We start from the raw sequence: 25,833 nt of genomic DNA, 5'->3' as shown, positions 1-25,833 counted from the left end.
TGTTATTTCCTAAATTCTTTATTTTTAAATGTTGAGTTAATTAACTCTTTTGTATAAATATTTGATGGATTTTTTAAAACTTCTATAGTCTTACCAACCTCTATAATTTTACCATACTTTAAGATTACAATATCATTACAAATATCTTTTATTGAATCAATATCGTGTGTTACAAATAGTATTTTTATGTCAAGCTTTTTTTGTAGATCTTGAATAATTTTTATTATATTTGTTTTATTCTCTAAATCTAATGCCGTTGTTGGTTCATCAAGTAAAAGAAGTTTTATATCTCTACTAATAGCTATAGCAATAACTACTCTTTGTATTTGTCCACCACTAATTTGAGATGGATATTTATTTAAAATATCTAAAGATAAATTTAAAAGTTTAAAAACTTCTTCTTTTTTCTCATCACTACAAAAAATTTGATTTTTTATTTTTGTCATTTGAGAAAGTGAAGTAAACGGATTTTGAGGAATAAATCCAACTGTATTGTAATTTAATTCAAAAGGAGAAGTTATGTCTATGTCTTGATTTAAAGAAGTTGGAAGTAAATTTAATAAAGCTTTTAAAGTTAAAGATTTTCCACTTCCACTTTCTCCAATAAGTGCAGTAGAACTAGATATTTTAAAATTTATATCTACTAATTCTTTATTTTCTACACATATTTTTAATCTTTTTATGTTTATCATCAGATTAGTGGTTCATCCATTTCTTTTGGTATATCTAAGTTCATAAGTTTTAAAACTGTTGGAGCTATATTATTTAAACTTCCATTTTTTACTTTTGTTACATTTTTTGCCATAACAAAACAGTATACATCTCCAACAGTATGATTTGTTAAAATATTTCCTTCATCATCTCTCATCATTTCACAATTTCCATGGTCAGATGTTAGAATAATATTATAATCTTCTTGTTTTGCAACATCTAAAATAAGACCGATTTCTTTATCTACTGATTCAACGGCTTTAACTGCTGCTTCAAAAACTCCAGTATGCCCTACCATATCACCATTTGCAAAGTTTACAACTATAAAATCTGTATGGTTTTTCATAGCAGTTCTCACCGCTTCTCCTACTTCAGGTGCTGACATTTCTGGTTTTAAATCATAAGTTGAAACATCAGGAGATGGAATTAAAACTCTAGTTTCATTTAAAACAGGTTCTTCTACCCCTCCATTAAAGAAAAATGTTACGTGAGCATATTTTTCAGTTTCAGCTGTGTGAAGTTGTGAAAGTCCAGCATTTGCTATAACTTCAGCTAATGTATTTTTTGGACTATCCTTTGGGAAAAGTACAGGAATAAATACATTCTTGTCATATTGTGTCATACTAGATAAATTTAAAGAGTTACTAAAAGTTTTAAACTCATTAAAATCCGTTTTTGCAAAAGCACTAGAAATTTCTCTCATTCTATCACTTCTAAAATTACAGAATATTATTCCATCATTCTCTTTTATTCCATCATAATCTTCAAAAGCAACAGGTTCAATAAATTCATCAAACATCTTATTCTCATAAGAGTTTTTTACATAAGTTAAAATATCATTTTGAGTTTTTGGTCTTGCATAAGTTATTGCATCATATCCTTTTTTTACTCTATCCCAACGATTGTCTCTATCCATCGTATAGTATCTTCCTGATATTGTAGCTATCTTTATATCTTCATTACATATTTCTAAAACTTGATTTATGTATGTTCTTGCACAATCTGGTGCAACATCTCTTCCATCTGTTATGACATGGATAAATACTTTTTTACCTTGATTTTTAGATATTTTTGCAAGAGCAATAATATGATCAATATGAGAGTGAACTCCTCCATCACTTAATAGTCCAATTAAATGGATATTATTTGATTTTGAAATAGTATTATTTAAAATTTCATTGTCTTTTAAAGTATCATTTTTAATTGCAAGGTGAATTTTTACCAAATCTTGATATAAAACTCTTCCACTTCCAATAGTCATATGTCCTACTTCACTATTTCCCATTTGCATATCAGGAAGTCCTACATGTTCACCATAAGTATGTATTAAAGAGTAAGGTACATTTTCAAATAAATAATCATAAGCTGGTTTTTTAGCACTACAAAAAGCATTGTAATTTTTTGAATCATTGTGCCCAATACCATCTGTTATAATTAATAGTGTTTTATTGCTCATTTGTTTAAACCTTTTAAAAAGTATAATATAATATAATTCGCACCTATTATATCAAAATCAAGGTTTAATTTTGTTTTACTGGCTCTATAGACATTTAGAAATCAATATCTTACAATATATCTCTGTTCGTGCAGGAATTAGCTTTTTTATAGCTTTTGTTTTAACTATGTATTTAATGCCAAAATTTATAAGATGGGCTAAAAAAAAGAAAGCTTCTCAACCAATTTATGAATTAGCACCAGAAGGGCATCAAATAAAGGCTGGAACTCCAACAATGGGTGGAGTTGTATTTATATTTTCAACATTAATTGCAACTGTTTTAACTGCAAAACTAAATAACTTTTATGTTGTTGGTGGATTATTAACTTTAGGTTTATTCTCATTTATTGGAATACAAGATGACTTGTCAAAAATTTTAAAAGCAAAAAACAATGCAGGGTTAAGTGCTAGAATGAAGCTTATTTTACAATTTTTAAGTGCATTAATTGTTGTAGGAACTTTATATTATTTTGGACATACAACAGATTTGTATACACCATTTTATAAATTTCCACTTTTTGAAATGGGAGCTTTTTCAATAGTTTTTTGGATGTTTGTAATCGTTGGTTCATCTAATGCGGTAAACCTTACGGATGGACTTGATGGACTTGCAACTGTTCCTTCTATACTAGCTTTTACAACATTGTCTATTTTAGTGTATGTTGTAGGGCATGCTATTTTTGCTAATTATTTATTATTACCTAATATTACTATTGCAGGCGAATTAGCTGTAATGGGAGCAGGGATTGTTGGAGCATTAATAGGATTTTTATGGTTTAATGCTTATCCTGCTGAGGTTTTTATGGGAGATAGTGGCTCTTTACCATTAGGTGCTTTTATGGGATATTTAGGAATTGTTTCTAAATCAGAACTTCTTCTTTTAGCAATAGGATTTATATTTGTTTTAGAAACAGTTTCAGTTATGCTTCAAGTTGGTTCATATAAACTAAGACAAAAAAGAGTTTTTTTAATGGCTCCAATTCATCACCATTTTGAACAAAAAGGTTGGAAAGAAAATAAGATAATAGTTCGATTCTGGATTATTTCATTTATGGCAAATTTAGTTGCATTATTAAGTTTAAAATTAAGATAAAAGAGAGATACTTTGGATAATTTGAGAATTTTAGGAAAAGGGAAAACAGCAAATGCATTAAAGAAAAGGTTTCCAAATGCGAAGCTTTTTGATGATGTAGATTTAGATAAATTTGATAAATACTCTGATGATATTACAGTTGTAAGTCCTGGAATTCCTCCTTATAACGAACTTGTAAAATATTCAAAAAATTTATTAAGTGATTATGATTTATTTTATAAAGAGATGCCTTTTTCTATATGGATTAGTGGAACAAATGGGAAAACAACTACAACTCAAATGACACAACATCTTCTTGAAAAATATGATTCTATTTATGGTGGTAACATTGGTGTTCCTTTAAGTGGACTGGATATTAATAAAAAGATTTGGATTTTAGAAACTTCATCTTTTACTTTACATTATACAAATAAAGCTAAGCCAAATATTTATATTCTTTTACCAATAACTGAAGATCATATAACATGGCATGGAAGTTTTGAAGAATATAAAAAAGCAAAACTTAAACCACTTATGTTTATGCAAGAAAATGATATTGCAATAATTCCAGATGAATTTAAAAATATAAAAACAGATGCTTTTTTAATTACATATAATAATAGCGATGATATTTGCAAATATTTTGGATTTAAAAAAGATAATTTGCTTTTTAAGGAACCATTTTTATTAGATGCACTTTTAGCTATGAGTGTTAGAAAAATATTAACTAATGATGTAAATTATGACTTAATTAATCAATTCAAAATAGATAAACACAAAGTTGAAGAATTTAAGGATATTAAAAATAGATTATGGATTGATGATAGTAAAGCTACGAATGTTGATGCAACTATAAATGCATTAGTTCCATATAAAAATAATAATATACATATTATATTAGGTGGAGATGATAAAGGTGCAAATCTTGAACCACTTTTTGATAATATTAAGAATTTAGATATTGAAGTTTATTCTATTGGTTCAAATTCACAAAAAATAGTAGATTTCTGCTGTAAATTTAATATAAAAGTAAATAAATGTGACTTTTTAGAAAATGCAGTAAAAATTATAGATATTAATATGAAAGAAAATAGTATTGGATTTTTATCTCCTGCAGCAGCTTCTTTAGATCAATTTAAATCTTATGCTGAAAGAGGAGAGGAATTCAAAAAATATGTTAAAAATTTAAGTTAGAATTAATATTTTAAGCTGTATAATCTCACTCCAATTTACAGTGGTTCGATAGCTCAGTCGGTAGAGCAAAGGATTGAAAATCCTTGTGTCGACAGTTCGATTCTGTCTCGAACCACCATTTTATTTGGTGCTGGTGTAGCTCAGTTGGCTAGAGCAGCTGATTTGTAATCAGCAGGTCGGGGGTTCGACTCCCTTCACCAGCTCCATTGTCTTGCGTAAGTTTAAGAAACAGCGCTTGACCAGAACAATAATTTTTCAACGGTGAGGTTGGAGAGTGGTCAAATCCTGCGGACTGTAAATCCGCCGCCTACGGCTTCGAAGGTTCAAATCCTTCTCTCACCACCACGCAATGTTGCGGGAGTAGCTCAGTTGGCTAGAGCTTCTGCCTTCCAAGCAGACTGTCGCGAGTTCGAGTCTCGTCTCCCGCTCCATTATTTATTGATTACTGGGAGCTGAGTTATAAACGCAAATTTTTTTTATAACTCTAATTTTTATATCCCATTAATTTAGTTTTTAGTATTTAGTTAATATAATACACATTCAATTTGTGTAAAACAAATCCCCCTCTGAATAGAGAAGCCTGCTGGCTTATCTACTCAGAGGGCAAAATTAAGTAAAATAAATTTAGAAGGGGAATTCCTATGGCAAAAGAAAAGTTTTCAAGAAATAAGCCGCACGTAAACATTGGTACAATTGGACACGTTGACCACGGTAAAACTACTACAACTGCTGCAATTTCTGCAGTATTGGCACTTAAATATGGTGGAGAAATGAAAGATTACGATCAAATCGACAATGCTCCAGAAGAAAGAGAAAGAGGAATTACTATTGCTACTTCTCATATTGAGTATGAAACTGATAAAAGACACTATGCACACGTAGATTGTCCAGGTCACGCCGATTATGTTAAAAACATGATTACTGGTGCTGCTCAAATGGATGGAGCTATCTTAGTTATTGCTGCAACTGATGGACCAATGGCTCAAACAAGAGAGCATATCCTATTATCTAAACAAGTAGGTGTTCCATATATCGTTGTATTCTTAAATAAAGAAGATCAATTAGATCCTTCTGACAAAGATGAAATGTTAGAATTAGTTGAAATGGAAATTAGAGAATTACTATCTACGTATGATTTCCCAGGTGATGATACTCCAATCGTTGCTGGTTCTGCATTCCAAGCTTTAGAAGAAGCTAAAAAAGGTGCTGTTGGACCATGGGCTGAAAAAATCGTTGCATTAATGGATGCAGTTGATGAATATATTCCAACTCCAGAAAGAGATACTGAAAAATCTTTCTTAATGCCAGTTGAAGATGTTTTCTCTATTTCAGGAAGAGGAACAGTTGTTACTGGAAGAATTGAGCAAGGTACTATTAAAGTTGGTGAAGAGATTGAAATCGTTGGATTCTCTGATACAAGAAAAACAACAGTTACTGGTGTTGAAATGTTTAGAAAAGAGATGGAACAAGGTCAAGCTGGAGATAACTGCGGTATTCTTTTAAGAGGTATTAAAAAAGAAGATGTTGAAAGAGGACAAGTTCTTGTTAAACCAGGAACAATTACTCCACATACAACTTTTAAATGTGAAGTTTATATCCTTTCAAAAGAAGAAGGTGGAAGACATACTCCATTCTTTAGTGGATATAGACCACAATTCTATGTTAGAACAACAGACGTAACAGGTTCTTGTACTTTAGCTGAAGGTACTGAAATGGTTATGCCAGGTGATAACGTAGAAATGACAGTTGAATTAGTTGCTCCAATCGCTTTAGATAAAGGAACTAAATTCGCTATTAGAGAAGGTGGAAGAACTGTAGGTGCTGGAGTTGTTTCAGAAATAATTAAATAAGGATTATTGATGGCAAATGCAGTAAGAATTAAAATTGGATTAAAATGTCAAGAAAGTGGAGACATTAACTACACTACTTGGAAAAATCCAAAAACTCATACTGAAAAGTTTGAGGTTAGAAAATATTGTCCAAGATTAAAAAAACATACTACACATAAAGAAGTAAAGTTAAAATCTTGATGAGATTAAGTCTGCTAATGCAGACTTAATCTTTTTAGGTCAGTAGCTCCAATGGTAGAGCATCGGATTCCAAATCCGAGTGATGGGGGTTCGAGTCCCTCCTGGCCTGCCACTTTTAAGTTTTATAAAGTGTTCTTAAAAAGTTCCTTTTATAGAATTTAAAGATCAAATTGTAGAATCGGAGAAGTTAGTGAGTAAAGTTAGTAGTTATTTCAATAATGTAAAATCAGAGTTGTCTAAAGTTATCTTTCCTATAAAAGAACAAATAAGAACTGCATACTTATCTGTATTTATTGTTGTGACTGTTATAACTATATTCTTAGCTATAATTGATGGAATTATGTCAATTAGTTTATCTTCAATAATTAATTAAGGAAAAATATGGCACATAAATGGTACGCAATACAAACCTATTCAGGAAGTGAATTATCTGTAAAAAAAGCATTAGTTAAATTAGCTGATGAAATGGCAGATGATAGAATTGCTGAAGTTTTAGTTCCTACTGAAGACTTAATTGAAGTAAAAAAAGGTAAAAAAACTATAGTTGAAAGACCTTTGTATCCAGCTTATGCATTTGCTAAAATTGACTTAGATACAGCATTATGGCATAGAATTCAATCAATGCCGAAGGTTGGAAGATTTATTGGAGAATCAAAAAAGCCAACAGCTTTAAGTGATAAAGATATAAATCTTATTTTAGAAAAAGCTAAAAATAAAGCAGCAGCAAAACCAAAAATCTCTTTTGATGAAGGAGAAATGGTAAGAATAAATGAAGGTCCATTTGCAAACTTCAATGGTATAGTTGAAGACTTTGATATGGTATCAGGTGTCTTAAAACTTAATGTTTCTATTTTTGGAAGAAATACACCAGTAGAAATATCGTATACTCAAGTTGAAAGAATAGTATAAATTTTTAATTTTAGGCATTAGGCAAAGAAACTAGCTTCTTTTTTAGTTTTTTTGCCTAATGTCTAATCATTAAAATCATTAAAATTTTTTAAAGGAATAGCATGGCTAAGAAAATTCAAGGTTATTTAAAACTACAAATACCTGCAGGTGCAGCAAACCCATCTCCTCCAGTTGGTCCAGCATTAGGGCAAAGAGGTGTTAATATCATGGAATTCTGTAAAGCATTCAATGAGAAAACAAAAGAAAAAGCTGGATATAGATTACCAGTTATTATTACTATTTATGCAGATAAAAGTTTTACTTTTGAAGTAAAACAACCACCTATGACAGAACTTATTAAAAAAGTTTCTGGAGTTAAAAAAGGTAGTGATAATCCACTTAAAAATAAAGTTGGGAAATTATCTAAAGATCAAATTATGGAAATCGTTGATATGAAAATCAAAGATTTAAATACTGATGATAGAGAAGTTGCAGCAAAAATTGTTGCTGGTTCAGCTAGATCAATAGGAATTGAAACAGAATTATAATATTCTGTTTTGATATATAAAGTCTAACCACTAGTCTTTTAAATAGTGGAAGCAAAAAAATAAATATTGCGGAGAAGAATATGGCAAAAATTTCAAAAAGATATAAAGCATTGAGTGCAAAAGTTGAAGATAGAAAATACTCTTTAGCTGAAGCTTGTACAACTTTAAAAGAATTAAAATCTGCTAAATTTGATGAGAGTGTTGAAATCGCTCTTAACTTAAATGTAGATCCAAGACATGCAGATCAAATGATTAGAGGAGCAGTTGTGCTTCCAAATGGTACAGGAAAAACTGTTAGAGTTGCAGTATTTGCAAAAGGTGTAAAGCTTGATGAAGCAAAAGCTGCTGGTGCTGATATTGTTGGAAATGACGATTTAGCAGAAGCTATCCAAGCTGGAAACATTAACTTTGATGTATTAATAGCAACTCCTGATTGTATGGGAATTGTTGGTAAAGTAGGAAGAATATTAGGACCAAAAGGTTTAATGCCAAATCCTAAAACTGGAACAGTTACTATGGATGTTACTAAAGCAGTTAACGATGCTAAAGGTGGTCAAGTGACATATAGAGTTGATAAAAAAGGTAATATGCAAGCTGCTATTGGAAAAGTTTCTTTTAGTTCAGAAGCTATTAAAGAGAATGCAGAAGCATTTATATCAGCTATTAACAAAGCTAAACCATCAACTGCAAAAGGAAGATATATCACTAATGCAGCTATTAGTTTAACTATGAGTCCATCAATTACATTAGATAATATGGAATTATTAGAAATAAGATAAGGTTTTCCTTGTCTTTTTAATATTCAGAAGTGTTGAATGTATTTCAATATTTTTGAGTGTTATTCAAAGCACTGACATAAAACTGAAGACAGCTGGTAAGAAACTTCCTTCGTTTCTTGTAAAGCCCGCCTAGGATGATGTTTTGAAAGGAGGAAAATAATAATGACAAGACAAGAAAAATCAGAAATTATAAACCATTTATCATCTGAATTTAAAAACTCTTTAGCAGTTGTTGTTTGTGATTATAAAGGTCTTACTCATAGAGAGTTAGAATCTTTAAGAAAAGAAGCAAAAGCTAATAATACTAAAGTTCAAGTTATTAAAAATACTTTAGTTGTAAAAGCTGTTCAAGCTGCTGAATTAGGTGATATTGATTTAAGTGGAACAAATATTTATTTGTGGTCAGAAGATCAAATTTCAGCTTGTAAAGTTGCTGATAAATTTGCTTCATCTAACAAAGATAAGTTTGCTATTAAATCAGGAATTATTGAAGGTGAAATTGCAGATGTTGCTAGAGTTAATGCATTTGCTAAATTACCATCTAGAGAAGAACTTCTTGGAATGCTTGCATCTGTATGGATGGGACCAGTTAGAAACTTTACTATTGGTCTTGATGCTCTTAGAAGAAAAAAAGAAGAAGAGGCTGCTTAATTATTTAAGCTAATAAATAACAAAAAAATATAAAAAGGATAGAAAATGGCAATTTCTAAAGAAGATGTTTTAGAATTTATCTCTGGTTTATCTGTACTAGAATTATCAGAGTTAGTAAAAGAATTTGAAGAAAAATTTGGTGTATCTGCACAACCTGTTGCAGTTGCTGGTGGAGCAGTTGCTGCTGTTGAAGCTGCTGAAGAAAAAACTGAATTTGATGTTATCATCTTAGATTCAGGAGACAAAAAAATCAATGTAATTAAAGAAATCAGAGCAATTACTGGTTTAGGATTAAAAGAAGCTAAAGATGCAGCTGAGCAAACTCCTTCAACAATTAAAGAAGGAATCTCTAAAGCTGATGCTGATGCAATTAAAGCTCAGTTAGAAGCTGCTGGAGCTAAAGTAGAAGTTAAATAATTTTAACTTTAAACTTAACGGTATATAGGGATTTCCCTATATATAGTTTAGCATCTTTGAAGGCTAAGGTTAAAGTTTCTTGAAATTTTAACCTTATCCTTTATGGATGCTTTTGTGCTTTATACTAATAAAAGCAATTCAACCAAATTTTATAACAAGGTGTCAAATGTTAAACTCTTTAAAATCTGGTAATAGACTCAGAATAGATTTCGCAAAAAACCCACAAAAAATTGAAATCCCAAACTTATTACAATTACAACAAACTTCGTATGATACTTTTTTGATGATAGGTCAAAAAGATAGATCAAGTGCTGGTATAGAAAAAGTATTTAAAACAATATTTCCTATACATGATGCGCAAAATAGGCTAACATTAGATTATTTAGGTAGTGAAGTAGGAAAACCTAAATATGATGTTAGAGAATCAATGGTTAGAGGATTGACTTATTCAATTCCACTAAAAATCAATATAAGATTAACTCTTTGGGATTTAGATGAAAAAACTGGAGAGAAAATAGGAGTTAAAGATATAAAAGAGCAATCTTTATATATTAGAGAAATTCCATTAATGACAGATAGAACATCATTTATAGTAAATGGTGTTGAAAGAGTTGTTGTAAATCAGTTACATAGATCTCCTGGTGTTATTTTTAAAGAAGATGAGTCTAATACAACTGATAATAAACTTCTTTATACTGGACAAATAATTCCAGATAGAGGTTCTTGGTTATATTTTGAATATGATGCAAAAGATATCTTATATGTAAGAATTAACAAAAGAAGAAAAGTTCCTATTACAATTCTATTTAGAGCATTAGGTTACTCAAAAGAAGATATTGTAAAAATGTTCTATCCTATTGTTAATATAAAAATTAAAAACAATAAATTTTTAACAGAGTTTGATCCTGAAGACTTTATGGGAAGAATTGAACATGATATTAAAGATGATAAAGGTAATTTAGTAATTGCTGCTGGAAAAAGATTAACTGCTAGAAAAGCTAAAGCTTTAATTGAAGGTGGTTTAAAACTTATTGAATATCCATTAGAGTTATTAATGGATAGATTTACTGCAAATACAATTTATGATCCAGAATCAGGAGAAGTATTATTTGATACATTAACAAATCTTGATGAATTGAAACTTAAAAAACTTTTAGACTTAGGTTTTGAATCTTTTGATATTGCAAATGATTTATCTTCTAGTGCAGATGCTTCTATTATCAATGCATTTAAAGCAGATGCTGAATCTTTAAAACTTTTAAAACAAACAGAGCAAATAGATGATGAAAATGATTTAGCTGCTATTAGAATTTATAAAGTTATGAGACCAGGTGAACCTGTAACAAAAGAAGCAGCTAAAGATTTCATTAAAAAATTATTCTTTGATCCAGAAAGATATGATTTAACAAAAGTTGGAAGAATGAAGATGAATCATAAATTAGGAGTTAATGTTCCAGAATATGTAACGACTCTAACTTATGAAGATGTTATCAAAACTGTACAATATTTAGTTAAAGTTAAAGCTGGACATGGTCATATTGATGATAGAGATCACTTAGGAAATAGAAGAATTAGAGCTATTGGTGAATTATTAGCAAATGAATTACATGCTGGTTTAATCAAAATGCAAAAAACTATTAGAGATAAAATGACAACTCTATCTGGAACATTAGAAGATATTATGCCACATGATTTAATCAACTCTAAAATGATTACTTCAACAATTACAGAGTTTTTTACAAGTGGACAATTATCTCAATTTATGGACCAAACAAATCCATTATCAGAAGTTACGCATAAAAGAAGACTTTCTGCACTGGGAGAAGGTGGTTTAGTAAAAGAAAGAGCAGGATTTGAAGTAAGGGACGTTCACCCAACTCACTATGGAAGAATCTGTCCTGTTGAAACTCCAGAAGGTCAAAATATTGGACTTATTAATACTTTATCAACTTACTCAAAAGTAAATGATTTAGGATTTATAGAGTCACCTTATAAAAAAGTTGTTGATGGTATTGTTACAAATGAAATTACATATTATACAGCAACTCAAGAAGAAGGGCTTGTAATAGCTCCTGGATCAACTAAAGTTGATGAAAATGGAAAAATAGTTGAGCCATTAATTGAAGTTAGAAAAAATGGTGAGATCATTTTAATGGAGAGAACTAAAGTTGATTTAATAGATATCTCTTCTCAAATGGTTATGGGAGTTGCAGCTTCACTTATTCCATTCTTAGAACACAATGATGCTAATAGAGCATTGATGGGTTCAAATATGATGAGACAAGCTGTTCCTTTGATTAAACCAACTGCTCCAATAGTTGGGACTGGTTTAGAAAAAACGGTAGCAAGAGATGCTTGGGAAGCAATAAAAGCCAAAAGAGGCGGAGTTGTAGAAAAAGCAGATTCTAAAAATATATATATTAGTGGTGAAGATGAAAATGGTGCGTTTATTGATCACTATGAAGTAAATAAAAATGTTAAAACAAATAATAATACATCTTTTGGGCAAAGAGTTGCTATAAAAGAAGGTGATATTATTGAAAAAGGTCAAGTTATAGCTGATGGTCCTTCAATGGATAAAGGTGAATTAGCAGTTGGAATTAATGCTATGGTTGCATTTATGCCATGGAATGGATATAACTATGAAGATGCAATTATTTTAAGTGAAAGATTAATAAAAAAAGATGCATTTACTTCTGTTCATATTTATGAAAAAGAGATTGATTGTAGAGAGTTAAAACATGGTAATGAAGAAATTACAAGAGATTTACCTGGTGTTAAAGAAGAATCAATAGTTCATTTAGATAGTTCAGGTATTGTAAAAGTTGGAACTTATGTAACTCCTGGAATGATATTAGTTGGAAAAGTAACTCCAAAAGGTGAGATTAAACCAACTCCAGAAGAGAGGCTTTTAAGAGCAATTTTTGGTGATAAAGCAGGGCATGTTATAAATAAATCTTTATATTGTCCAACTTCAATGGAAGGAACAGTTGTTGATGTAAAAGTTTTCACTAAAAAAGGTTACGAAAAATGTGAAAGAGCTAAAACTGAAATTGAAGCTGAAAAGAATGAGTTAAATCAAAAGCATCTTGATAAACTTTTAATGCTTGATAGAGAAGAAGCTTTAAAAATAAACAATTTACTATCAAAAGCAAAATTATCAAAAGAGCTAGAACACGAAGGTGTTGTTTATAAAGAAGGTAAAAATATTCCAATAGAAGTATTAGTAAATGTAAATAGATTTGCTATGAAAAAAATTGTATCATCTTTTTCAAAAGATATTGAAAAAACATATAATGATATTAAAGAGTATTTTATTAAACAAAAATCTGAGTTAAGAAAAGAGCATGAAGAAAAAATTGATATTTTAGAACATGATGATATCTTAGCATCAGGTGTTATAAAACAAGTAAAAGTATATATCGCAACTAAGAGAAAAATCAAAGTTGGTGATAAAATGGCAGGACGACATGGAAACAAAGGTATCGTTTCAAATATTGTTCCAAGAGTTGATATGCCATATTTGGAAGATGGAACAACAGTTGATGTTATTTTAAATCCACTTGGAGTTCCTTCAAGGATGAATATTGGGCAAATTATGGAAGTTCACTTAGGATTAGTTGGAAGAAGATTAGGAAAACAAATCCAAAAAATTTATGAATCTAAAAAAGCAGATTTTGTTTCTGAATTAAGAGCTAAAATGGTAGAAGTTGCAGGAGTTGCAAAACTTATGAATGCAAAAGCTTTTGTAGAGAAATTAAGTGATGATGAACTTCTTGATTATGCTAGAGATTGGTCAAAAGGTGTTAAATTCGCAACACAAATTTTTGATGGTGTTGAAGCTTATGACTTTGAAAAATTATTTGAAATGGCAAAAATTGATAGTGATGGAAAATCAGTTTTATATGATGGAAAAACTGGTGAAAGAATGAAAGAAAGAGTTAATGTTGGTTATATGTATATGCTAAAACTTCACCACTTAGTTGATGAAAAAGTTCACGCAAGAAGTACAGGACCATATTCTCTTGTAACTCAACAACCAGTTGGTGGTAAAGCGCTATTTGGAGGACAAAGATTTGGAGAGATGGAGGTTTGGGCATTAGAAGCTTATGGTGCAACAAATGTACTAAAAGAAATGCTTACAACAAAATCTGATGATGTTGAAGGTAGAACAAAAGCATATAGAGCCATTGCAAATGGTGAAAATGTTCCTCAATCTGGTGTTCCTGAAACATTCTTTGTTTTAACAAAAGAGTTAAAAGCTTTAGCTTTAGATGTAGAGATTTATGAAGAGGTAGAAAACGATGAGCAATAATGAAAAACTGTTATCACCAATTGATATTAAAGAGTTAGAAAGACCACAAGATTTTTCTGCTTTTCAACTAAAATTAGCAAGTCCAGAAAAAATTCTTTCGTGGTCTTGTGGAGAAGTAAAAAAACCTGAAACTATTAACTATAGAACATTGAAACCGGAGAGAGATGGACTATTTTGTGCAAAAATCTTTGGACCAGTAAAAGATTATGAGTGTCTTTGTGGTAAATATAAAAAGATGAGATACAAAGGTGTTGTATGTGAAAAATGTGGTGTTGAAGTAACTTCTTCAAAAGTAAGAAGACATAGAATGGGTCACATTGAACTTGTTTCTCCTGTTGCTCATATTTGGATGGTTTCATCACTTCCATCAAGAATAGGTACACTTTTAGGTGTTAAACTAAAAGATTTAGAAAGAGTACTATATTATGAAGCATATATTGTAAATGAACCTGGTGAAGCTTTTTATGATAATGAAAAAACTAAAAAAATTGAAAAATATGATATTTTAAATGAAGAGCAATATAGAACTATTGCAGATTTATTTGAACATACTGGTTTTGAAGCTAAAATGGGTGGAGAAATTTTAAAAGAGTTATTAGAAAAACTTGATTTATTTGAATTATTAACTCTATTAAAAGATGATATGCAATCAACTAAATCTGAAGCAAAAAGAAAAACTATTATTAAAAGATTAAAAGTTGTTGAAAACTTTATTAATAGTGGAAATAGACCAGAGTGGATGATGCTAACTATGTTGCCAGTTCTTCCACCAGATTTAAGACCTCTTGTTTCTCTTGATGGTGGAAAGTTTGCAGTTTCAGACGTAAATGATTTATATAGAAGAGTAATCAATAGAAATAACAGATTAAAAAGATTAACTGAACTTGATGCACCAGAAATTATTATTAGAAATGAAAAAAGAATGCTTCAAGAAGCAGTTGATGCTTTATTTGATAATGGAAAAACAGCAAATGCAGTTAAAGGTGCGAACAAAAGACCTTTAAAATCTTTAAGTGAAATAATCAAAGGTAAACAAGGACGATTCAGACAAAACTTACTTGGAAAAAGGGTTGACTTCTCTGGAAGATCTGTTATTGTTGTTGGACCAAATTTAAATATGGATCAATGTGGTATTCCTAAAAAAATGGCACTTGAGTTATTTAAACCACATTTAATGGCAAAACTTGAAGAAAAAGGTTATGCAACAACTTTAAAAGCTGCAAAAAGATTAATTGAAAGTGAAACAAATGAAGTTTGGGAATGTTTAAATGAGATTGTTGATGAATATCCAATTTTATTAAATAGAGCACCAACTCTACATAAACTTTCAATTCAAGCTTTCCACCCAGTTTTAATTGATGGAAAAGCTATCAGACTACACCCACTTGTTTGTGCTGCTTTTAATGCGGATTTCGATGGGGATCAAATGGCAGTTCACGTACCTCTTTCTCAAGAAGCAGTTGCTGAAGCAAAAATTTTGATGATGAGTTCTATGAATATTCTTTTACCAGCATCAGGTCGTGCTATTGCAGTTCCTTCACAAGATATGATTTTAGGTATCTATTATCTATCTTTGCAAAAAGATGGTGTAAAAGGTGAACACAAGCTTTTCACTGATGTAAATGAAGTAAAAATTGCTTTAGATATGAATCAAATTGATTTACACGCAAAAATTAGAACAAAACTTGATGGAAGAATAGTTTTAACAACAGTTGGAAGATTAATTATTCATGAAATTTTACCAAGCTTTGTTCCTATTAGTTTATGGAATAAAATTTTAAAGAAAAAAGATATTGGTGCTTTAGTTGATTATATTTATAAAGAAGCTGGATATGAAGTTACTCCAAGATTTTTAGATAATTTAAAAAATCTAGGATTTAAGTATGCAACATCTGCTGGGATGTCTATTTCTATTGATGATATTATTGTTCCAGAAAGTAAAGTAGATCATATTGCTAAATCTAAAAAAGATGTTATCGAAGTTCAAAAACAATTTGCACAAGGTCTTTTAACTGAACAAGAAAGATATAATAAAACAATTGATATTTGGACAGAAGCTAATAATAAATTAGGTTCTGAGATGATGGATCTTGTAAAAACAGATAAAAATGGATTTAACTCTATTTATATGATGGCAGATTCAGGAGCAAGAGGTAGTGCAACTCAAATTAGACAGCTTTCAGGAATGAGAGGTCTTATGGCAAAACCTGATGGAACTATTATTGAAACACCAATTATTTCTAACTTTAAAGAAGGTCTAAACGTTCTTGAATACTTTATTTCTACTCACGGAGCTAGAAAAGGTCTTGCTGATACAGCTTTAAAAACTGCGAATGCTGGATATTTAACAAGAAAGCTAATCGACGTTTCTCAAAATGTTAGAATTACTATGGAAGATTGTGGAACTCACGAAGGTATTGAAATTACAGATATTACTTCTGGTAATGAGTTAATTGAGTCTTTAGAAGAAAGAATTACGGGAAGAGTTATCGCTGAAGATATAATTGACCCAATTTCAAATGAGATTTTATTTACTGAAGGTACTTTAATAACTGAAGAATTTGCAAAAATTGTAAAAGAATCAGAGGTTAAATCAGTTGTAATTAGAACTCCATTAACTTGTAAAGCAGAAAATGGTCTTTGCTCAAAATGCTATGGACTTAACTTAGGTGAACAAAGAAAAGCAAAACCAGGAGAAGCAGTTGGAGTTGTTGCTGCACAATCAATTGGAGAACCTGGAACACAGCTAACTCTAAGAACTTTCCACGTTGGGGGAACTGCAAGTGCTACTCAAACAGAAAGAGAGTTAAAAGCTGATAAAGAAGGGTTTATTAGATATTACAACATTAAAAAATATGAAACAGCAGATGGTAAAAATATTGTTGCTAATAGAAGAAATGCTGGAGTATTGTTAGTTGAACCAAAAATAAATGCACCATTTAAAGGTAAAGTTACAGTTGAAACTTTACACGAAGAAGTTATTTTAACGATTAAAAATGCAAAAGAAGAAAAGTCTTATTATTTAAGAAAAAATGATGTTGCAAAAGTAAATGAACTTGCAGGAATTTCTGGAAAAATCGAAGGTAAACTTTATTTACCACATAGAGATGGTGAAGAAGTTGAACACAATGATTCAATAGTTGAAATGATCAAAGATGGATGGAATGTTCCAAATAGAATTCCTTATGCTTCTGAATTAAAAGTTGCTGATGGAGCTCCTGTTACTTCTAAAGTTGTTGCTGGTGCAAAAGGTGTATTAAAATACTATAAACTAACTGGTGATTATTTAGAAAGAAGATATGATATTAAAGCTGGTGATCAAGTTGTTGAAAAAGGTCTTTTCGCAGTTATCGCTGATGGTGATAGAGAAGCAATTAGACACTATATTACTAGAGGTTCATCAATTCAATTAGATGATAATAGTGAAGTAGTAAAAGATACTGTAATATCTTCTCCTATAACTCAAGAACAAACAGTTATAGCAGAATGGGATCCATATGCCAACCCAACGATAGCTGAAAAAGCTGGTATTGTAAGTTTTGAAGATATTATTCCTGGTGTTACAGTTTCAGAACAATTTGATGAATTAACAGGTACTTCAAAATTAGTTGTTAATGAGTATATTCCAAGTGGATATAAACCAACAGTTATCTTAGCAACTGATGATAAAGAACTTATTAAATATGCTTTAGATCCAAAAGCTTCTTTAAATATTCAAGAAGGTAAAAGAGTTGAAGTTGCTGATATTATTGCAAAAACACCAAAAGCTACTCAAAAATCTAAAGATATTACTGGGGGTCTTCCAAGAGTATCTGAATTATTTGAAGCAAGACGTCCAAAAAATATTGCAATATTAGCTTCATTTGATGGAGTTGTTTCTTTTGGTAAACCTTTAAGAAATAAACAAAAACTTGTTATTACAGATATTACTGGAAATACAGCTGAGTATTTAGTTGAAAAAGGAAAACAAGTTTTAGTACATGAAGGTGAATTTGTTCATGCTGGTGAGGCTTTAACAGATGGTCAAGTTTCTCCTCATGATGTATTAAAAATTCTTGGTGAAAAAGCACTTCATTATTTTATTGTTTCTGAAGTACAACAAGTATATAGATCTCAAGGGGTAAATATTGCGGATAAACATATTGAGGTTATTACATCTCAAATGTTAAGACAAGTATCAATTCTTGATGGTGGGGATACTAAGTTTATTGTTGGAGATATGATTTCTAAAAAGAAATTTAAAATTGAAAATGAAAAAATAATAAGAATGGGTGGGCAACCAGCTATTGCTGAACCAGTTTTACTTGGTATTACAAGAGCTGCTGTTACATCAGATTCTATTATTTCAGCTGCTTCTTTCCAAGAAACAACAAAAGTATTAACAGAAGCTGCAATTAGTGCAAAAATGGATATGCTTGAAGATCTTAAAGAAAACGTTGTAATAGGAAGAACTATTCCTGTTGGAACTGGACTATATAAAGATCAAAAAGTTAAATTCTCAGAAAATTAAAAAATAGGGCGTTTGCCCTATTATAAGAACTCTTATGGAAATTATCTACTTTTTTTTTATTTTTATTGCGATTGAACTTTTTGAAACTAACTGGCAAAAATCTAATACTTTATATGGACTAATTTATAATAATTTTTTAGCATATAAAAAAAATATATTTATATATTTTATTTTACACCTATCTTTTTTCTATTCACTTTATTTAGCTATTAGTTTGAATAATTTTGGATTCTTTATGAGTACAATAATTGTATTGAAATTTTTAGATATTAGTTTTAAATTAACACTTATGAAAAAGCTATCAAGTGGAAACAATATGGAGGATATTATACCTTTTAACATTGCTATATCACCAGTTTTAAGATATTTGAATGTTCTTATATATCCAATCTTATTCTTACTTTCTTCATCTTTATAATTAAAATTGTGTTAAAATCTAAAAAATTTTATAAAAGGAATATTTATGCAATATTTAGTAATCGCTTATGATAATGAAGGAGCAATAGATAGAAGATTAGAATCTAGAGATGCTCATATTGAAGGTACTAGAAAATTAATGAATGAGGGTAAAATATTAAATGCTGGTGCATTAATTGAAGAAGATGTAATGGTTGGATCGACTTTATTTGTTGATTTTGATACGGATGAAGAGATTGATGAATGGCTTTTAAATGAACCTTATGTAAAAAATAATGTTTGGAATATGGATGAATTCCAGATGGTTCCTATAAAAGTTCTACCAAAAAACTAAAAATTAACTCAAATAAGCTCTTTTTAGGGCTTATTATTTTGTTCCAATAATTGGAAAATCTAAATCTAAAAAACTTATATCATTTGAAACTATAGTTTTACATCTACTATTTAAAGCACAAAAATATTGTAAAGCATATTTATAATTCATATTTGTTTTTTTACAATATTCTAAAGTATCTTCTATGATATTTTCATTTTCTTCTACAACTTGCCATTTATCTGTATCATTATAAAAACATATCAATAAATTTGCTATTTTGTTAATAAAAGATTTATTTTTTGAATAATATAATATTTCTATCAATGATGAATTATTTACTACACAAATATTTTTATTATCTTTTAAAATATTTTTTATATATTCACAAGAATCATTAGTATCTTCTTTTGTAAATTTATCATAGATTATATAATCCATTAAAATATCAGTTGCAATAAAATATTTATTTTTCATAGTTATTTAAAGTAATTGTAAATTTAGCACCTTTAGTACTATTTATTACTTCTATTTTAGCATTTAATCTTGTTTCAACTAATGTTTTTGCTAATGCTAATCCAATACCACTACCAGATTTATTTTTTGTACTAAAATTTAAATCGAATATGGAGTTTAGATGTTCTTTGGGAATTCCTCCTCCATTATCTTCAATTATAATTTTGACTGTATTATCTGATGATTTTTCTGCAATTATCACTATTCTTCTATCTTCTTTTTTAAAATATTTTAACTGAAATATAGCATTTTCAAGTAATATCATAATAATATTTAGAAAACTAGTTTTATAGTTATAAAGTTCTATATTTTCAATATCTAAATTTACTTTTATATAATTTATTTCTAGTTCATTTTTTAAAATTCTAAGTAAAGTATCTATTTGTTCTTGAATGAAAAATCTTTCTTTTTCACTAGGATTTCTATAAAAATTATATATATCATTCATTGTATCTTTTAGAAATAAAATACTAGATTTTATATGGGGAATTATCTCTTTTGAAGTTTTTATATAATTTTTATTGTCAAGATTATATGTTGCTTCAAGTAATGTTACTTGAGAACCTATTTGAGCAATAGGATTTTTCCATTGATGAATCATATTTGCAACATTATTGCCAAGACTTGTAAATCTAGATTGTGAGATTATAAAATGTACTTGGTCATTTCTTTGTTTTTCTATATCTTTTAGCTTTGAATATAAAATTATTGTAAATAAAGATACATCAATTAGTGTAAGTAGTGGAATAAAAAGCCAAAAGTTTTCAAAATACTCAAAATTTCCAATTAAAATATATACTACATAAAATAGCAAGAGTATATAAATAATTAATACTATAAAATATTTTTTTGCATCTTTTTTACCTTTTCTATATGATAAAAAACTAGTAAATAATAAAGTAAATATAGAAAAATATGAGATATAGTTTGTATATATTACATTGTACCTAATATCTGGATATTTAAAAGAAAATGAGTAGTAAATTATTGTTAAAAGTACAAGTACTATTGATAAAATAATTAATTTAAAACTAAAAGACTCTTTTTTAGGTTTTAATACAAATAAATGAAAAATTAGTACTAAAAAGAGGGTAGTATATGCGAAAATCCAATTAAGTCCATTTAAAATATTTAGGTCAATATCTCTAAAATATTCATAAAAAATACCATTTGCAATCAGTTGATATATTGATGAAGATATTATAAAAATTACATAAAACAAAAAAGCTTTCTCTTTTATAGAAAAATATATAAATATATTATGAAAAGCTAGTACGAATATAGTTCCTATAAAAATACCCCATATAAGTGAACGAAAACTTAAAAGTTGTGTATAATTTGAGTTATTATAAATCTCCCAAATAACCGAAATACCACTATATGAGTTATGTTTTATAAAAAAGTCATAAGTAGAATTTTCTTCTAAATTCAAAACAAAAGCACTATTCCTTGTTTGAATTTCCCTATTCTTGATATCTCTATAATCACCCAATTCTATTTTTTTTAATAAGCTACCATCTTTTACAATATAAACATCAATTAAATCAACACCAGCTTTTATATTTTCAAAATAAACTTCTATATTTTGTAGAGATTTTATACTAAAAGAGCTCCAAATAGCTGATTTTGTAGCAGTATAATTAAATCTTGAAGTAAATTTAAACTCTTTATTTTTGATATCTTCAAAACCTAAATTAGAACTTTCATCTATAAATACTTTAGTATATTGTTCTAAATATACCTTATTAAAAGATGAGTTTTCTATAATAATCTCTGCAAATACAAAGTTTGAGAAGAGTATAAATATAAGTAATTTTTTTATCATTGTATTTTCAACATATATCCAAAATTTTTTTGATTTACAATTAAAGAGTTGTTCTTAAATTTCTTTTTTAATCTATAAATAATATTTTTTAAGGATATATCATCATAATAATCATCCTTGTTCAAAATATATAGTAATTCTTCTTTGGATACGATTTGATTTTTTTTATCTAATAAATATTCAAAAACTATTATTTCTAGTGCAGTTAGTTTAGTAAAAGTTTTATTTTGTATTAATTCTTTAGTTCTAAAATTATAAATAGTTTGATTATCTAATTTATATTTAAAAATAGAAGATTCATCAATTTGTTTTTCACATATCATTAAAACTTTAAGTAGTTTTTCATAAATTATTGGTTTTTCTAAGTACGAAGTGAGATTTAGAGGAATACATTTTAGAAGTTTATCTTTATCTGTATGGTTACTTAAAATTATTATAGGTATGTTAAAACTTCTCTCTCTCATTTTTTTTGAAAATTCATATCCATCCATATTTGGCATCTCATAATCTGTGATTATAAGATGAATAATATTTTCATCAAAAATTTTAAGAGCCTCTAAACCATCATTTGCTATAAAAACTTTATTAAAAATCATCCCTAATATTTTATTCATATTTGATTGTATTTTTAAATCATCTTCTACGAATAAGATATTAAAATTTTTAAGTTTTATCATATTTCCCCTTATTTTTTATAGCTTAAAAATTGTAACTAAAAATTTAAGAAAACTTTTTTTATTTGACTTTTCTACGACTTTAACGAAATATAATCAAATAAAATTTCAAAAGGAGAGTTATTAATATGAAAAAGGTATTTGAGTTTAGCTCAAGATTTCGTATATTAAAAGGTGGATTAATATCACTTGTAGTTGCTTCAAATTTATATGGAACACCAAGTGGAGGAACAGTAGTAAATGGTACAGCAACTATAAATCAAGTTGGAAATACAACAAATATAAATCAAAGTACAAATAAATCTATCATAAATTGGCAAAGTTTTAATATAGCAAATGGAGAAACAGTAAATTTTAATCAACCCAATTCTAACTCAATTACTTTAAATAGAGTTGTAGGTAGTGAAAAGTCTATTATAGATGGTGCATTGAATGCAAATGGACAAGTTTGGCTTATAAATAGTAATGGAATATTATTTGGCAAAAATGCAAAAGTAAATACTTCAGGTATTTTAGCCTCTACAAAAGATATTTTGAATGAAGATTTTTTAAATGGTAATTATAATTTTAAAGGAAATTCAAAAGTAACAATTTTAAATGAAGGAGAGATAAAATCTTTAGAAAAAACTTATGCAACGTTTATAGCAAATAGTGTTACAAATAAAGGGAAAATAGAAGTACATAAAGGAACTATACATTTAGTAGGAGCAAGTGATATAAATTTGACTTTAGATGATAATTCAAATATCTCTTTAAAAGTAAATAAAGGAGTACTTGATGCTCTTATAGAAAATGATAATTTAATTGTTGCAAATGGTGGAAATGTATATCTTACAACAAATGCAAAGAACGAATTACTTAAAGGTGTTGTAAATAATAGTGGGATTATAGAAGCAAATAGTATAGATAACTTAAAAAGTGAAGTTATAGTCTTTGCACATGGTGGAAAAGCAAATATAAGTGGAACTATAGAAGCAAAAAATGGATTTGTTGAAACAAGTGGAAAAAGTTTAAATGTGACTGATGGTGCAAAAATCACAACTGGAACTTGGCTAATAGACCCTGTAAATGTAACAATAGAATCAAATGGTGGAAGTAATCTAAGTGGAGAGAGTATAAGTGCAACTGCTATTCAATCTGCTCTACATGGTGGAAATGTAACAATTCAAGCTGATGAAAATATCTATGTAAATGAAACATTAACTATTCCTGTACTTAATATGATAACTTTAGAAGCTGGAGATAGTATATACATAAATGAAAATATTGATATTTATGGAGAACCAATGTTCCCTCCAAATATGCAGGGTATAAACTTGATTTCGGGAAATAGTATATACATAAATAAAAATATAAATGCTAATAGCGCTTCTATAAGATTAAATTATTCAAAAAATGTTGTAAATGGTAATTACTATTTTGGAAAAGATGGAAAAATCAATTTTATATATTATGGTAATACATTTAGTACAAAAAAAGGAAATAATAGTGAAATAAACTGGAGTATAATTTATAATCCAGTACAAGTAGAAAATATGAATAATAATAAATCTGGAAACTATGTTTTAGGAGTTGATATTGATTTAACTGGATTAAATTGGACACCAATAGGTGATAAAATAAATAAATTTACTGGAAGGTTTGATGGTTTAGGGCATACTATATCTAATTTAAAAATAGATACTTCTTCTAGTGAGAGAGGTTTATTTGGAGTTACAGAAAATGCAACAATAAAAAATATTGGATTAGAAGATGTAGATATTAAGGCTTCATCTCGTACTGGAGCGTTAATAGGAGATATGTATAATACAATAGTAGAAAATTCTTATTCTACAGGAAAAATATTTGCTGGGTCTGAATCTGGGGGATTAATTGGAAAAAATAATGCTGGAAAGATAATAAACTCTTATTCAAAAGTAGATGTAACAGCTGGATATATTAATTTAGGGGGATTAGCTGGATTTAACTCTGAAGGAGGTTTAATAGAAAATTCTTATTATATTGGGAAAGTAGTATCATATAATCAAATAGTAGGTGGTTTAGTTGGAGGAAATATTGGAAAAATAATAAATTCATATGCAATAGCAGATGTAAAAGGAAATAATAAGGTAGGTGGCTTAGTTGGATCTAACTATGCAGCAGGTTTAATAGAAAATTCCTATTCAAGTGGAAAAGTAGAAAGTAGTGGAATGAATAAAGGAGGATTAGTTGGTGATAATCTTGGGATAACTACACACTCTTTTTATAATAAAACAGTAAATCCAAATATGATTGATGAATCTAACTATGGAAAAACAACATCAGAACTTCAAAATATAAATACTTTTAAAAATGCTAGTTGGAATATATTTGAAGATAATGATTTAGAATTGGGAACACCAATCTTAAGAGATGGAAAATGGTATATAAATCCAAATCCTATAGTATCTTTGGCATATACTTTAGATACTCAAACAAAAACTTATAATGGACAGAATATATTTTTAAGTTCATTGTGGAATTCTTCAACTATTTTTGGAGTTGATTATGCTTCTTGGATACTTGGAACAGATTATAATTTTGTAGATAGTAATAACAATATTCTTACAAGCTATATCAATGCTGGAACATATAATAATATATTAATTCAAGTTTTAAAAAGTGGATATGAAACTGCAAACACTGGAAATAGTGTTGGAAGTTTAGTTATAAATAAAGCAGATTTATCTGTTATAGCATCAAGTGGTTCAAAAACTTATGATGGATTAGTTTATAATAGTGCTTTACAATATGATGGATTTGTAAATAATGAAAATCAAACAGTTTTAACTGGAATATTAAGTGGTAAAATATCAGAGAAAAATGCAGGAACATATACTACAAACTTAAGTGGATTGAATTCAGATAACTATAATATTTCATATACAAACGGAACATATACAATCAGCAAAAAAATTATCAATTTAGCAGTAGATAGTAAAAGTAAAAAACAAGGAGAAGAAAATCCACAATTAACTTATGTAGCAAATGGTTTAATAGATGGAGATACTTTAAATGTGATTTTACAAACAAATGCAACAACTACAAGTCCAGCTGGAACTTATAATATTTGGTTAGATTCTAGTGTAGAAAGTGTAAATAAGAATTATGATGTAAGTTATCAAGGTGCATATTTATTTGTTTTAGCACAAGTTGAGCCAAAACCACAACCTGAACCACAACCACAACCTGAACCACAACCTGAACCACAACCTGAACCACAACCAAATATGCAAAAAATAGTAGATAGTATAGATAGGATTACACATATAAATACTAGAGAATATCAATCTACAAATAACATACCAGATAAAGATAGTTCTAAAATAGATATAAATCAAAATGTAGAAGTGATAGCATTGAGTTCAAATCAAAATATTAGAATAATAGATGGTGGTATAAAAATGCCAGAAAATATTGCTATAGATATAAACTTAGATGAAAATGATAAATAAGGAAA

At 28.6% G+C, this 25,833-nt stretch carries 20 protein-coding genes and 5 tRNA genes; 20 read left to right on the top strand and 5 right to left on the bottom strand.

Annotated features, from left to right (window positions below; translation table 11 throughout):
- Positions 1 to 2: 2 nt before the first annotated feature.
- A complete protein-coding gene (locus ALANTH_RS09150) occupies positions 3 to 692 on the bottom strand; it encodes an ATP-binding cassette domain-containing protein (RefSeq protein ID WP_026808200.1) in 690 nt (229 codons plus the stop codon).
- Complete coding sequence (gpmI, locus tag ALANTH_RS09145) at positions 692 to 2,167, bottom strand: 2,3-bisphosphoglycerate-independent phosphoglycerate mutase (protein WP_026808199.1); 1,476 nt, start codon at positions 2,165 to 2,167, stop codon at positions 692 to 694. Before gpmI ends, ALANTH_RS09150 begins: the two co-directional genes overlap by 1 nt.
- A gap of 70 nt (positions 2,168 to 2,237) precedes the next feature.
- On the opposite strand from gpmI, the gene mraY reads away from it, so the two are divergent.
- The 19 genes from mraY (at position 2,238) to ALANTH_RS09050 (ending at position 19,361) form a co-directional block, all read left to right on the top strand.
- Positions 2,238 to 3,299, top strand: a complete 1,062-nt coding sequence (gene mraY, locus ALANTH_RS09140; protein WP_026803896.1) for a phospho-N-acetylmuramoyl-pentapeptide-transferase — start codon at positions 2,238 to 2,240, stop codon at positions 3,297 to 3,299.
- A gap of 12 nt (positions 3,300 to 3,311) precedes the next feature.
- Positions 3,312 to 4,472, top strand: coding sequence for a UDP-N-acetylmuramoyl-L-alanine--D-glutamate ligase (gene murD / locus ALANTH_RS09135; protein ID WP_051583699.1), 1,161 nt, complete (start codon positions 3,312 to 3,314; stop codon positions 4,470 to 4,472).
- A 42-nt stretch (positions 4,473 to 4,514) separates the two neighbouring features.
- Positions 4,515 to 4,590, top strand: a tRNA-Phe gene (locus tag ALANTH_RS09130).
- Between the two features lie 11 nt (positions 4,591 to 4,601).
- Positions 4,602 to 4,678: transfer RNA gene (locus ALANTH_RS09125), tRNA-Thr, on the top strand.
- Between the two features lie 54 nt (positions 4,679 to 4,732).
- Positions 4,733 to 4,817 (top strand) — tRNA-Tyr (locus ALANTH_RS09120).
- A gap of 9 nt (positions 4,818 to 4,826) precedes the next feature.
- Positions 4,827 to 4,903, top strand: a tRNA-Gly gene (locus ALANTH_RS09115).
- A gap of 210 nt (positions 4,904 to 5,113) precedes the next feature.
- Positions 5,114 to 6,322, top strand: a complete 1,209-nt coding sequence (gene tuf, locus ALANTH_RS09110; RefSeq protein ID WP_026803894.1) for an elongation factor Tu — start codon at positions 5,114 to 5,116, stop codon at positions 6,320 to 6,322.
- 9 nt (positions 6,323 to 6,331) lie between these two features.
- Positions 6,332 to 6,502 carry a 50S ribosomal protein L33 gene (gene rpmG, locus ALANTH_RS09105; protein ID WP_024775591.1) on the top strand — a complete coding sequence of 57 codons (171 nt, stop codon included), beginning with the start codon at positions 6,332 to 6,334 and terminating at the stop codon, positions 6,500 to 6,502.
- 36 nt (positions 6,503 to 6,538) lie between these two features.
- Positions 6,539 to 6,614 (top strand) — tRNA-Trp (locus ALANTH_RS09100).
- A gap of 78 nt (positions 6,615 to 6,692) precedes the next feature.
- Entirely contained in the window at positions 6,693 to 6,875 is a 183-nt protein-coding gene (secE, locus tag ALANTH_RS09095; RefSeq protein ID WP_026803893.1) for a preprotein translocase subunit SecE, read from the top strand.
- An 8-nt stretch (positions 6,876 to 6,883) separates the two neighbouring features.
- Positions 6,884 to 7,411: a transcription termination/antitermination protein NusG gene (gene nusG, locus ALANTH_RS09090; RefSeq protein ID WP_026803892.1), complete on the top strand. Its 528-nt coding sequence runs from the start codon at positions 6,884 to 6,886 to the stop codon at positions 7,409 to 7,411.
- Between the two features lie 101 nt (positions 7,412 to 7,512).
- A complete protein-coding gene (rplK, locus tag ALANTH_RS09085; protein ID WP_026803891.1) occupies positions 7,513 to 7,938 on the top strand; it encodes a 50S ribosomal protein L11 in 426 nt (141 codons plus the stop codon).
- Between the two features lie 80 nt (positions 7,939 to 8,018).
- Positions 8,019 to 8,717 carry a 50S ribosomal protein L1 gene (gene rplA, locus ALANTH_RS09080; protein WP_026808197.1) on the top strand — a complete coding sequence of 233 codons (699 nt, stop codon included), beginning with the start codon at positions 8,019 to 8,021 and terminating at the stop codon, positions 8,715 to 8,717.
- 162 nt (positions 8,718 to 8,879) lie between these two features.
- Positions 8,880 to 9,368 (top strand): 50S ribosomal protein L10, encoded by a 489-nt coding sequence (rplJ, locus tag ALANTH_RS09075; protein ID WP_026803889.1) that lies wholly within the window; start codon positions 8,880 to 8,882, stop codon positions 9,366 to 9,368.
- Between the two features lie 45 nt (positions 9,369 to 9,413).
- The gene (rplL, locus tag ALANTH_RS09070; protein ID WP_026803888.1) at positions 9,414 to 9,785 is read left to right on the top strand and encodes a 50S ribosomal protein L7/L12; all 372 of its coding nucleotides are present in this window, start codon (positions 9,414 to 9,416) and stop codon (positions 9,783 to 9,785) included.
- 166 nt (positions 9,786 to 9,951) lie between these two features.
- Positions 9,952 to 14,100: a DNA-directed RNA polymerase subunit beta gene (gene rpoB, locus ALANTH_RS09065; protein WP_026808196.1), complete on the top strand. Its 4,149-nt coding sequence runs from the start codon at positions 9,952 to 9,954 to the stop codon at positions 14,098 to 14,100.
- A complete protein-coding gene (gene rpoC / locus ALANTH_RS09060) occupies positions 14,090 to 18,610 on the top strand; it encodes a DNA-directed RNA polymerase subunit beta' (RefSeq protein ID WP_026803886.1) in 4,521 nt (1,506 codons plus the stop codon). The genes rpoB and rpoC overlap by 11 nt, the downstream gene beginning before the upstream one ends.
- A 34-nt stretch (positions 18,611 to 18,644) precedes the next feature.
- The gene (locus tag ALANTH_RS09055; protein ID WP_026808195.1) at positions 18,645 to 19,028 is read left to right on the top strand and encodes a hypothetical protein; all 384 of its coding nucleotides are present in this window, start codon (positions 18,645 to 18,647) and stop codon (positions 19,026 to 19,028) included.
- Between the two features lie 45 nt (positions 19,029 to 19,073).
- A complete protein-coding gene (locus ALANTH_RS09050; protein WP_026803884.1) occupies positions 19,074 to 19,361 on the top strand; it encodes a YciI family protein in 288 nt (95 codons plus the stop codon).
- Positions 19,362 to 19,394: 33 nt separating this feature from the next.
- Here the strand turns inward: ALANTH_RS09050 and ALANTH_RS09045 are convergent, their stop codons facing one another.
- The 3 genes from ALANTH_RS09045 to ALANTH_RS09035 are packed head-to-tail and all read right to left on the bottom strand — an operon-like array spanning position 19,395 to position 22,358.
- A complete protein-coding gene (locus tag ALANTH_RS09045; protein WP_026808194.1) occupies positions 19,395 to 19,817 on the bottom strand; it encodes a hypothetical protein in 423 nt (140 codons plus the stop codon).
- Positions 19,807 to 21,681: a sensor histidine kinase gene (locus tag ALANTH_RS09040; protein WP_119171295.1), complete on the bottom strand. Its 1,875-nt coding sequence runs from the start codon at positions 21,679 to 21,681 to the stop codon at positions 19,807 to 19,809. The genes ALANTH_RS09045 and ALANTH_RS09040 overlap by 11 nt, the downstream gene beginning before the upstream one ends.
- Positions 21,678 to 22,358, bottom strand: coding sequence for a response regulator transcription factor (locus tag ALANTH_RS09035; protein ID WP_026808192.1), 681 nt, complete (start codon positions 22,356 to 22,358; stop codon positions 21,678 to 21,680). The genes ALANTH_RS09040 and ALANTH_RS09035 overlap by 4 nt, the downstream gene beginning before the upstream one ends.
- A gap of 125 nt (positions 22,359 to 22,483) precedes the next feature.
- On the opposite strand from ALANTH_RS09035, the gene ALANTH_RS09030 reads away from it, so the two are divergent.
- On the top strand, positions 22,484 to 25,828 hold the full coding sequence (locus ALANTH_RS09030; protein ID WP_026808191.1) for a two-partner secretion domain-containing protein: 3,345 nt from the start codon (positions 22,484 to 22,486) through the stop codon (positions 25,826 to 25,828).
- Positions 25,829 to 25,833 lie beyond the last annotated feature (5 nt).

This window comes from Aliarcobacter lanthieri (assembly GCF_013201625.1).
Taxonomy (GTDB): domain Bacteria; phylum Campylobacterota; class Campylobacteria; order Campylobacterales; family Arcobacteraceae; genus Aliarcobacter; species Aliarcobacter lanthieri.
The sequence above is the reverse complement of the archived record's forward strand: the minus strand, read 5'-3'. Positions and strand labels throughout refer to the sequence as shown.

Coding starts and splice junctions, on each gene's coding strand:
- rplK (WP_026803891.1), top strand. CDS start 7,513: ATGGCTAAGAAAATTCAAGGTTATTTAAAACTACAAATACCTGCAGGT.
- ALANTH_RS09030 (WP_026808191.1), top strand. CDS start 22,484: ATGAAAAAGGTATTTGAGTTTAGCTCAAGATTTCGTATATTAAAAGGT.
- rpmG (WP_024775591.1), top strand. CDS start 6,332: ATGGCAAATGCAGTAAGAATTAAAATTGGATTAAAATGTCAAGAAAGT.
- ALANTH_RS09050 (WP_026803884.1), top strand. CDS start 19,074: ATGCAATATTTAGTAATCGCTTATGATAATGAAGGAGCAATAGATAGA.
- ALANTH_RS09035 (WP_026808192.1), bottom strand. CDS start 22,358: ATGATAAAACTTAAAAATTTTAATATCTTATTCGTAGAAGATGATTTA.
- rplJ (WP_026803889.1), top strand. CDS start 8,880: ATGACAAGACAAGAAAAATCAGAAATTATAAACCATTTATCATCTGAA.
- gpmI (WP_026808199.1), bottom strand. CDS start 2,167: ATGAGCAATAAAACACTATTAATTATAACAGATGGTATTGGGCACAAT.
- ALANTH_RS09055 (WP_026808195.1), top strand. CDS start 18,645: ATGGAAATTATCTACTTTTTTTTTATTTTTATTGCGATTGAACTTTTT.
- rpoC (WP_026803886.1), top strand. CDS start 14,090: ATGAGCAATAATGAAAAACTGTTATCACCAATTGATATTAAAGAGTTA.
- rplL (WP_026803888.1), top strand. CDS start 9,414: ATGGCAATTTCTAAAGAAGATGTTTTAGAATTTATCTCTGGTTTATCT.
- rpoB (WP_026808196.1), top strand. CDS start 9,952: ATGTTAAACTCTTTAAAATCTGGTAATAGACTCAGAATAGATTTCGCA.
- ALANTH_RS09040 (WP_119171295.1), bottom strand. CDS start 21,681: ATGATAAAAAAATTACTTATATTTATACTCTTCTCAAACTTTGTATTT.
- ALANTH_RS09045 (WP_026808194.1), bottom strand. CDS start 19,817: ATGAAAAATAAATATTTTATTGCAACTGATATTTTAATGGATTATATA.
- rplA (WP_026808197.1), top strand. CDS start 8,019: ATGGCAAAAATTTCAAAAAGATATAAAGCATTGAGTGCAAAAGTTGAA.
- tuf (WP_026803894.1), top strand. CDS start 5,114: ATGGCAAAAGAAAAGTTTTCAAGAAATAAGCCGCACGTAAACATTGGT.
- nusG (WP_026803892.1), top strand. CDS start 6,884: ATGGCACATAAATGGTACGCAATACAAACCTATTCAGGAAGTGAATTA.
- ALANTH_RS09150 (WP_026808200.1), bottom strand. CDS start 692: ATGATAAACATAAAAAGATTAAAAATATGTGTAGAAAATAAAGAATTA.